This is a genomic window from Mobilicoccus pelagius NBRC 104925, from assembly GCF_000247995.1.
GTDB classification, from domain to species: domain Bacteria; phylum Actinomycetota; class Actinomycetes; order Actinomycetales; family Dermatophilaceae; genus Mobilicoccus; species Mobilicoccus pelagius.
In genome coordinates this window covers 1-7813 of sequence record NZ_BAFE01000015.1, presented here as the reverse complement: position 1 = coordinate 7813, position 7813 = coordinate 1, and the positions used below count along the sequence as shown (strand labels likewise).

Annotated in this window: 7 protein-coding genes and 1 tRNA gene; 4 read left to right on the top strand and 4 right to left on the bottom strand. The window is 72.0% G+C overall.

All coding sequences use genetic code 11. From position 1 onward, the window contains the following. The first annotated feature begins 226 nt into the window (after positions 1–226). The 4 genes from MOPEL_RS03115 to MOPEL_RS15680 all read left to right on the top strand — a co-directional run bounded on the left by MOPEL_RS03115 (position 227) and on the right by MOPEL_RS15680 (position 5605). Positions 227–1870 carry a methyl-accepting chemotaxis protein gene (locus MOPEL_RS03115; protein WP_009481402.1) on the top strand — a complete coding sequence of 548 codons (1644 nt, stop codon included), beginning with the start codon at positions 227–229 and terminating at the stop codon, positions 1868–1870. A 139-nt stretch (positions 1871–2009) separates the two neighbouring features. Next, entirely contained in the window at positions 2010–3083 is a 1074-nt protein-coding gene (locus MOPEL_RS03110) for a glycosyltransferase family protein (RefSeq protein WP_009481401.1), read from the top strand. A gap of 90 nt (positions 3084–3173) precedes the next feature. After that, positions 3174–4445: a glycosyltransferase family protein gene (locus MOPEL_RS03105; protein ID WP_009481400.1), complete on the top strand. Its 1272-nt coding sequence runs from the start codon at positions 3174–3176 to the stop codon at positions 4443–4445. Between the two features lie 41 nt (positions 4446–4486). After that, positions 4487–5605: a hypothetical protein gene (locus MOPEL_RS15680; RefSeq protein ID WP_141631152.1), complete on the top strand. Its 1119-nt coding sequence runs from the start codon at positions 4487–4489 to the stop codon at positions 5603–5605. A 437-nt stretch (positions 5606–6042) separates the two neighbouring features. On the opposite strand, the gene MOPEL_RS03095 is transcribed toward MOPEL_RS15680, so the two are convergent. The 4 genes from MOPEL_RS03095 to MOPEL_RS03080 all read right to left on the bottom strand — a co-directional run bounded on the left by MOPEL_RS03095 (position 6043) and on the right by MOPEL_RS03080 (position 7643). After that, positions 6043–6131 (bottom strand) — tRNA-Ser (locus tag MOPEL_RS03095). Positions 6132–6226: 95 nt separating this feature from the next. Further along, positions 6227–6712: a hypothetical protein gene (locus MOPEL_RS03090; protein WP_009481398.1), complete on the bottom strand. Its 486-nt coding sequence runs from the start codon at positions 6710–6712 to the stop codon at positions 6227–6229. Positions 6713–6761: 49 nt separating this feature from the next. Next, positions 6762–7124: a response regulator gene (locus MOPEL_RS03085; protein WP_040632669.1), complete on the bottom strand. Its 363-nt coding sequence runs from the start codon at positions 7122–7124 to the stop codon at positions 6762–6764. A gap of 66 nt (positions 7125–7190) precedes the next feature. Further along, complete coding sequence (locus MOPEL_RS03080) at positions 7191–7643, bottom strand: chemotaxis protein CheX (RefSeq protein WP_009481396.1); 453 nt, start codon at positions 7641–7643, stop codon at positions 7191–7193. Positions 7644–7813 lie beyond the last annotated feature (170 nt).

The window sequence follows — 7813 nt, the reverse complement described above, 5'->3', positions numbered from 1 at the left end:
GCCCAGATCGCGGCGCGGTCCTCCTATCGGGACCGCCTGTCGACGCCCACCGCCGACGAGGCGTCGTCGTCCTTCGGCTGAGGCCGATCGTCCCCGCGTGCGACATCCGGGTCGATCATCGTGAATATTCGAAATGGCCTTTCCTGCTCACCCGGGGTCGTTCTCGTCCGATGAGGTACCCAGGAACGCCGTCAACCGCGGCGCACTGGGAGCGCGAGGGGACATCGTGGTGGACAGGACGGGCGAGGGTGCGACGCGCACCCGCCGCATCGGCATCTTCGGCAAGATCGCCTCCGTAGGCGTCGTGGGGCTCCTCGGAGCGATCCTCCTCGGCGTGGTGGCCGCGACCCAGGGACTCGCCCTCGCGCGCGGCATGGACGAGGTCGACGGCCTCAACGACCTGCAGCACACCGCGGAGCAGATCCGGTACGCCAACGCGGAGGTCTCCGGGTGGGAGCTCGGGGTCGTCGGTGACGTCTACCGGTTCGGCGCCAAGGACGGCTTGACGGGCGCGAAGGCCTACAACCGCAACGGGTTCGTCGAATCCCGCGACAACGTCCGGTCGACGCTCTCCTCGTTCCCGGCCGACCAGCTCACCGAGGCCGAGCGTCGGACGCTCGATCAGATCACCTCGCAGTACGAGGCGTACTTCGCCGCCGACGACGCGGCGATCGCGCTGTACGCGACGGGCGATCGAGCCAAGTGGGCCGAGGCGGACGCGAGCATCAACGGCGGCGACGCGGGCAGCGCCTACGACAAGCTCGCCGACAGCACGGACTCCCTCATCTCGTCGATCTCGCAAAGGCTCACCGCGGCGACCGAGGAGGGGCGTGCCGCGGCCCGTCGCATGATGACGAGCCTCGGCCTGACGACCCTCGCCCTCGTCGTCGCGATCCCGCTGCTCGCCCGTCGGATCGCCGTGCCGATCCGAGGGGCCGTCGACTCCGTCCGGGCGAGTCTCGAGGCGATGGGGGAGGGCGACCTCATGGTGCCGGCGCACGCGACCACCCACGACGAGATCGGCGACATGGCCCGTGCGGCCGAGCGGACCCGGGACTCCATGCGGCGGCTCGTCGGCGAGGTGAGCGACGCCTCGGTGGCCGTCGCCGTCGCGAGCGAGCGGCTCACCGGCGACAGCCACGCCGCAGGTGACTCGGCGACGAGTGCGGAGCACGAACTCACCCGCGTCACCTCCTCCGCGGAGGAGGTCTCCCGGAGCATCGACACCGTCGCGGCGGGCACCGAGGAGATGACGGCGTCGATTCGCGAGATCAGCAAGAGCGCCAACGACGCCGCCGGTGTCGCGGCGTCGGCGGTGCAGGTCGCCGACCGGACGAACGCGACCGTCGCGCAGCTCGGCACGAGCTCGGCCGAGATCGGTGAGGTCGTCCGCTCGATCACGTCGATCGCCGAGCAGACGAACCTCCTCGCGCTCAATGCCACGATCGAGGCCGCCCGCGCCGGGGAAGCGGGCAAGGGCTTCGCGGTCGTCGCCAGCGAGGTGAAGGACCTCGCGCAGGAGACGTCCAAGGCGACCGACGACATCGGTCGTCGCGTCGAAGCGATCCAGGTCGACACCGAGGCGGCCGTCGCGGCGATCAGCGAGATCGGCTCGATCATCGCGCAGATCAACGACTCCCAGGCGACGATCGCCTCGGCGGTCGAGGAACAGACCGCGACGACGAACGAGATGAGCCGGAGTGTCCACGACGCCGCCGAGGGGGCCTCCGGCATCGCCGGCGGCCTCGCGCACGCGACCCGGGACTCGTCGACCTCGAGCGAGGCGGCCCGTCATACGGCGGCCACCGCCGACGAGCTCGCCACACGAGCGCAGGAACTCCGAGCCCTCGTCGGGCACTTCCGCGTCTGAGAGGCCCCGTCGGAGCCGCCGCGACGAAAGCCCCTGCGCGCCCGCCCGATCGGCTCGTGTTCCGGCCCGTTCCTGCCGATAGGAGCGTGCACGGTTCACGATCGACGGAAGTGCCCCACGAGGCCGGGAGGGAGGCGACGTGGCTCGTTCTGCCCTCGTCATGGTGACCCGCGGGGAGGCCGCGCTCGTGGAACGGGCGATGCGCTCGGTCCGCCCGTTCGTGGACGAGATGGTGATCCTCGACCTCGGGGCGCCAGCCGAGGCCGCCGACGCCTGGCGCGAGATCGGCGCCCGGGTCGTGCCGGGGCAGTGGTCCACCGACGCCGCCGCCTGCCGCAATGCGGCCCTCGACGCCGCCGACGCCGACTGGAACCTCGTCCTCGAGGCCGAGGAATGGCTCGCGAGTGGCATCGACGCGCTGCGACTCCTCGTCGAGCGGCCACCCGAGTGCGTGGGCCTCGTCGAGATCCACCGTGCCATCGGCGGCGTCCACGAGGCCGACCACCCCCGGTATCTCGCCCCGAGGCTCCTGCCCCGCGGCGTCCGCTACGAGGGTGCCCGCCACGAGGAGCCCGTCTTCGACCTTCCCGCCGAGCACGTCGGTGTCGTCCTCCGCTCCGACGACGTCGAGGCGGCCCGGTGGCGCGCCGACCACACCCTCGCCGAGGCGCTCCTCCACCAGGCCCTCGCGGTCCGGCCCGGCGACGCCGGCCTGCTGCTCGACCTCGCCGACGAGCTGCGGGTGAGTGCCCGGTTCGCCGAGGCGTCCGAGCACTACACGGCTGCCCTCCTCGCCACGCCGACGGTCGACGAGAAACGTCACGCCGTCGTCGTCGGGGCCCTCGAGGCGTACACCAAGGCGGGGCGGCTCCGCGAGGCCGTCGCCCTGCTCGACGCCGAGGCGACGCGGTGGCAGCATTCCCCCGACCTCGCCTTCCTCGCCGGTGACCTCTTCTTCGAGATGCTCCTCACCTCCGCGGTCCCCGCACCCGAGCTCGTGACGCTCGCCGAGACGAGCTGGCTGCGGTGCCTCGACCTCGGGGAGCGACCCGGCCTCTCCGGCGCCGTCCACGGCCGCGGCTCCTTCCTCGCCGCGCAGAACCTCGGTGTGCTCTTCCTCGTCCTCGGGCAGGGGGAGGAATCGCAGCGGTGGGCCGACCGGGCCGGTGAGCTGCGCCTTTCGACCCCCTCGGTCGGCGGCCCGCTCGGGTGACGCCCGCCCCCGGCCAGGATTTACCAATTGCTTGACGTTCCAAGGTGTTTCGGAGCTTGAATCTGCGCGGGACGTGCCGATGGAGGGGTCATGGAGACCCCCTCGCTCACGTGCTGCCTCGTCATCGGTGACGACGTGCGGGACCTGCACGGCTGCCTCGCCTCACTCGCCTCGCTCGGCGACCTCCTCGCCGGGACGGTCGTCGTCGGCATGGGCGTCCGGGCGCGGACACTCGAGCTCGCCCGCCGCGCCGGCGCCGAGGTGCACGAGCGACCCGACGACGGCGACCTCGCCGCCGCCCGCAACGAGGCCGCGGGCATGGCCGAGACCGAGTGGGTGCTCGTCGTCGAGGGCGATGAGCGCGTGAGCGCCGACCCGGCCCTCCTCGCCAAGCTCCTCGAGGCGCAGCCCGGGGAGGTCGTGCGCCCCGACGCCCTCCAGATCGAGGTCGTCGGCACCACCGACGCGTCGCCCACCCGGGAGATCCGCCTCTACAGGACGGCCTCGTGTCAGTTCCTCGGCGGCGTGCAGCCCCGTCTCGCCACCCGCGAGCTCGGGCACACGCTCCGTCCCCTCAATCCCGGTGGTGACGTCATCCGTGTCACCGCCGCCTACGCGGCCGACCCCGTCGGCGAACGCACCCGTCTCCGGCGTCGCGAGTCCCGTACCTCCCGTGTCGTCGAGGTCCTCGACGCCGCCGGTACCGAGGGTGACGAACTCGCCTCCGCGCTCGTCGAACGCGCCCGCGCCCGACGGGCCCTCGGCGACGGCAACGGCGCCCTCGCCGACCTCAACCGTGCCCGCGCGCTCTCGTGCAGCGACCGCTACCGCGACATCGCCCGCGAGGAGCTCGTCGGGCTCCTCCTCGAGCACCGTCACTTCACCGGCGCGCGCACCCTCATCGGCCAGCTCCGCGCCGGCGGCAACGACTCCGGGTACAGCGACTGGCTGGAGGCCCAGGTCCACGCCGCCGAGGGGCAGGCCGCGGACGCCCTCCGTATCGTCGATCGCCTCCGCGAGGGGGGGCTGCTCTCCCGTGCCGACGGCGGCGTCGTCGCCCCGCCGGACATCCTCAACGAGACGATGATCCTCGCCGCCCGCGTCCACGACTACGACAAGGCCCTCGAGTGCTGCCTCGAACTCGTCGCGCGGCACGGGCAGGCCCACCGGTACGGCCGTCTCCTCCTCAAGCTGTGGGGACACCGCTCGCCGGAGGCCCTCGCCGTCGAGCTCGACCGCGCCGGCGCGCCCGTCGAATCCGTCGCCGCCGCGCTGCGTCAGCTTCCCGAGCCCGGCCCCGCCTCCGCCGCAGCCCTCGAGGCGAAGAAGCCCCGACTCACCGCGGTCGCCGCCTCGTTGTGACCGCCCCCGACCTCGACGGGCTCACCCCCAAGGACGCCTCCATGCCCCACGACCCGCGCACCTCCCTCGACGATGCCCCGGACGAGATCGTCGACGGCCCTGCCGAGCCGGAGACGGATCCCGCCACGGCCGACGCAGCCGGGGCGGTGGGGCCGATCCCGGGGGAACGCGAGGGATCCGCGCCGGTCACGGGCGACGAGGACGAGCGCGTGTGGATCGTCGGGGCGGAGGGGCCGGGCGACGGACCCGTCGGTGAGGTGCTCGTCGTCGACATCGGCACGCGCGGGCTGCGGGCCCGCCGCACGGGGGAGGAGCCGGAGTCCCGCCTCGACATCCCCCACTTCACGTCGGCACCCCGCGTCGAGAACCTGCTCGGCGCCGTCGCCATGCTCACGGAGGACCGCCCGCCCGCCGTCACCGTGTGGTCCCTCGGGGGTGCCGTGGCCGACCTCGACGCCGCCGCGCTCATCTCGGCGGCCGCGCCGTCGACGCGCACGGTCGTCGTCGACGGGGCCATCGCCACGCTCGTCGGGGCGCTCGGCGCCGTCGAGGCCGGTGTCGTCCTCGAGATGACGACCGGGGTGCGCACCATCGCCACGGACTTCGCCGACGTCTGGCACACGATCGACGGGTGGGGTCCGATCCTCGGCGACCGCGGCTCCGCCTCGTGGCTCGGCGGCCAGGGGCTCGCGGCGGGGCTCCGGTTCCGCGACGGGGTCCCCGGCGGGTCCGAGGCGCTCCTCGCGGCGGGGCGACACGCGTTCGGCGACGAGCGCACCTGGCCGGAGATGCTCCGCGTCCACCCGCAGGCCGAACTCCTCGCCGACTTCGCACCCGTCGTCGGCGACCTCTCCCGAACCGACCCCGTCGCCGAGGGGCTCTGCCGTCTCGCCGGGGAGCACCTCGCAGACGCGCTCTGCACCGCGTCGATGCTCCTGCCAGGGCGTCCGCTCACCGCGACCGGGGCGTTGCTGCTCGTCGACGCGATCAAGATCTCCCTCGCCGGCACCCTCGGCAAGCGCTACAAGGTGCTCGAGCCCGCGCTGGGGGATTCCCTCGCCGGCACCCGCACGATCGCCGAGCACGTCCTCCGGGCCGGCGTCCTGCCCCATCACCCGCCGCACGTCCATCTCCGCGGTGCGGAGGCCATCGGCGCCTGACCATCACCCGCCCCGCCGTCCCGGCCCCCTCACGGAGCCCCGCACCTCTCGGTGTGGGGGCTCCGTCGCGTCCGGGGCCGTCGACGTGGGACGGGACCGCCGCCGGCGGCCTCGCACAGGACGTTGCCCGGGGTCGTACCCCTCACCCCGGGCAGCGCTGTCGGCCCGGTCCTCGGCGGATGCGACGGCCGATGGGTGGTGGCAGGGCGGCCCGGTGGGTGGGAGGCCGGGTGGACGGTCCTCGCTCCGGACCGTCGTGGACGACGACGAGTAGTTCGCAGGCCGTTGCTCAGGTGCAGGTCGGGGAGTCGGCGTGCGGGTGCGAGGTGAGTTCCGGTCGTCGTTCGTGCGGCTCGAGGCACCTGCGGGCCACGAGGGGCCACGTCCGGGACACGCATCAGGGGCGGGCCCCGTAGGACCCGCCCCTGATGGTGATCTGGCGGAGGATAGGGGATTTGAACCCCTGAGGGTGATTAACCCAACACGATTTCCAATCGTGCGCACTAGGCCACTATGCGAATCCTCCACCGGAGAGCGTACCCGATGAGGGGCCCACGAAACCAATCGGCTCCGACCCCAGGGCGGGGTCGGAGCCGATCGGCGAGCTGCCGGCGGTGCAGGTCAGAACGGAATGACGATGCCGAGCGAGCCGGTTCCGTACCCGTCGACGTGGAGGGTGAAGTCCTCCCGCTTGCCGAGGCCGCGCATCTGCATGGCGGCCTCGCGGGGGAGGATCATCCCCGGCTGATACACGGTCTTGAGCTTGAGGTTCGCGCCCGTCGCGTCGTCGAAGAACAACGACGAGAAGATGTTGAGCACCTCGTAGAAGTTGTCGTACAGCGCCGCCGGCAACTCCTTGTTCTCGATGGCCGTGTCGGCTCCGATGGACGGCACGAGGCCGAGAGCGGCGCCGGCGCGGGCCGACAGTTCCAGGTCGGCCGCGACCAGCGCCTTCGTGACCTCATGGGCGTCCATGTAGGTGCCGACGCAGCAAGCTCGGCGAGCCGTGGGCACGACCTTCTCCTGCTGCGTCGCGATGGTGACGTCACGTCCCAGCAGACTCTCGAAGAGGTCCTTGATGGGCTTGTGGTCGGGGATCTTCGACATCGTGCCGTCGCTTCGCTTCGTCGGGTCGGGTGGAGGGCGCGGTCGGCCGTCAGCCCAGGACGGGCTTGAGGGCGTCCGAGAACATGTCGGCCGTGAACGGCTTCGCGATGAGGAACAGGGCGCCGGACTCGTCGGCCTGGGCGCGCATCGTGTCCGAACCCTCCGACGTGACGAACCCGAACGGGACCTGGTTGCCCTCGGCGCGGAGCGCCTGGAGGAACTCGATACCGCTCATGTTCGGCATGTTCCAGTCGGAGAGGACGAGGTCGGGGCTGTTCGCCTTGACGGCCGCGAGGCCCTCGGCGCCGTCCTCGCATTCGACGACCTCGGCGCCGTCGTAACCGGCCTGACGGAGGGTCCTGACGACGATCATGCGCATGGCGCGGCTGTCGTCGGCGACTACTACCTTCACGGAAATCTCTCTTTCGAACGGTTCTGGGGATCGGGTTCGTCCCCGGCAGGGCACCGGAGGGCGGAATCAGGGCAACCGGTTCCACACGGTGACGACGATCGGCTTGTCGCCGCACATGTAGGTGGAGTGGAGGAGCTTCGTCGCCGAGGGGACCTTGAGCGTGGGGCTCGTCCCCTGCGCGACGACGGGAAGCGACAGGGCGCTCGGTTCGGGCAGGAGGCTCTTGATGTTGCCGCCGACCATGTTGGTGAGCTCACCGATCGCGTCGGAGATGTCGTCGTCGGACGCCTCGTCCTCGGACAGGCCGAACATCGTCGCGCCGAACAGGCGGGCCGCGTCGGAGCCCATCTCGACACAGATGAGGCAGTCCGTCGCACCGTTCACGCCGACGGACCCGGACGTGGCCGGCCCCTCGATGTGCGGGGGCGTCTCGACATCGAGGGGGTCGACGGGGAGGCCGAGCATGGAGCTCCAGACCTCGTTGACGATCGCTGCGACATCGTCGTTTGACAGGTGCATGCTCGGTCCTTCGATGGCGACCACGGTGGTCTGCTGGAACTCGGACGGCCCGTCGGCGCGGCCCCACGCGAGGGCGGGGAATCGGCGTCCGGGACAAGGCCGTCCGCTATCGGACAACCTCTCTATCGGCGAGGCCCTCCACGACCTGAGCGGCGAACGTGGCCAGTCCC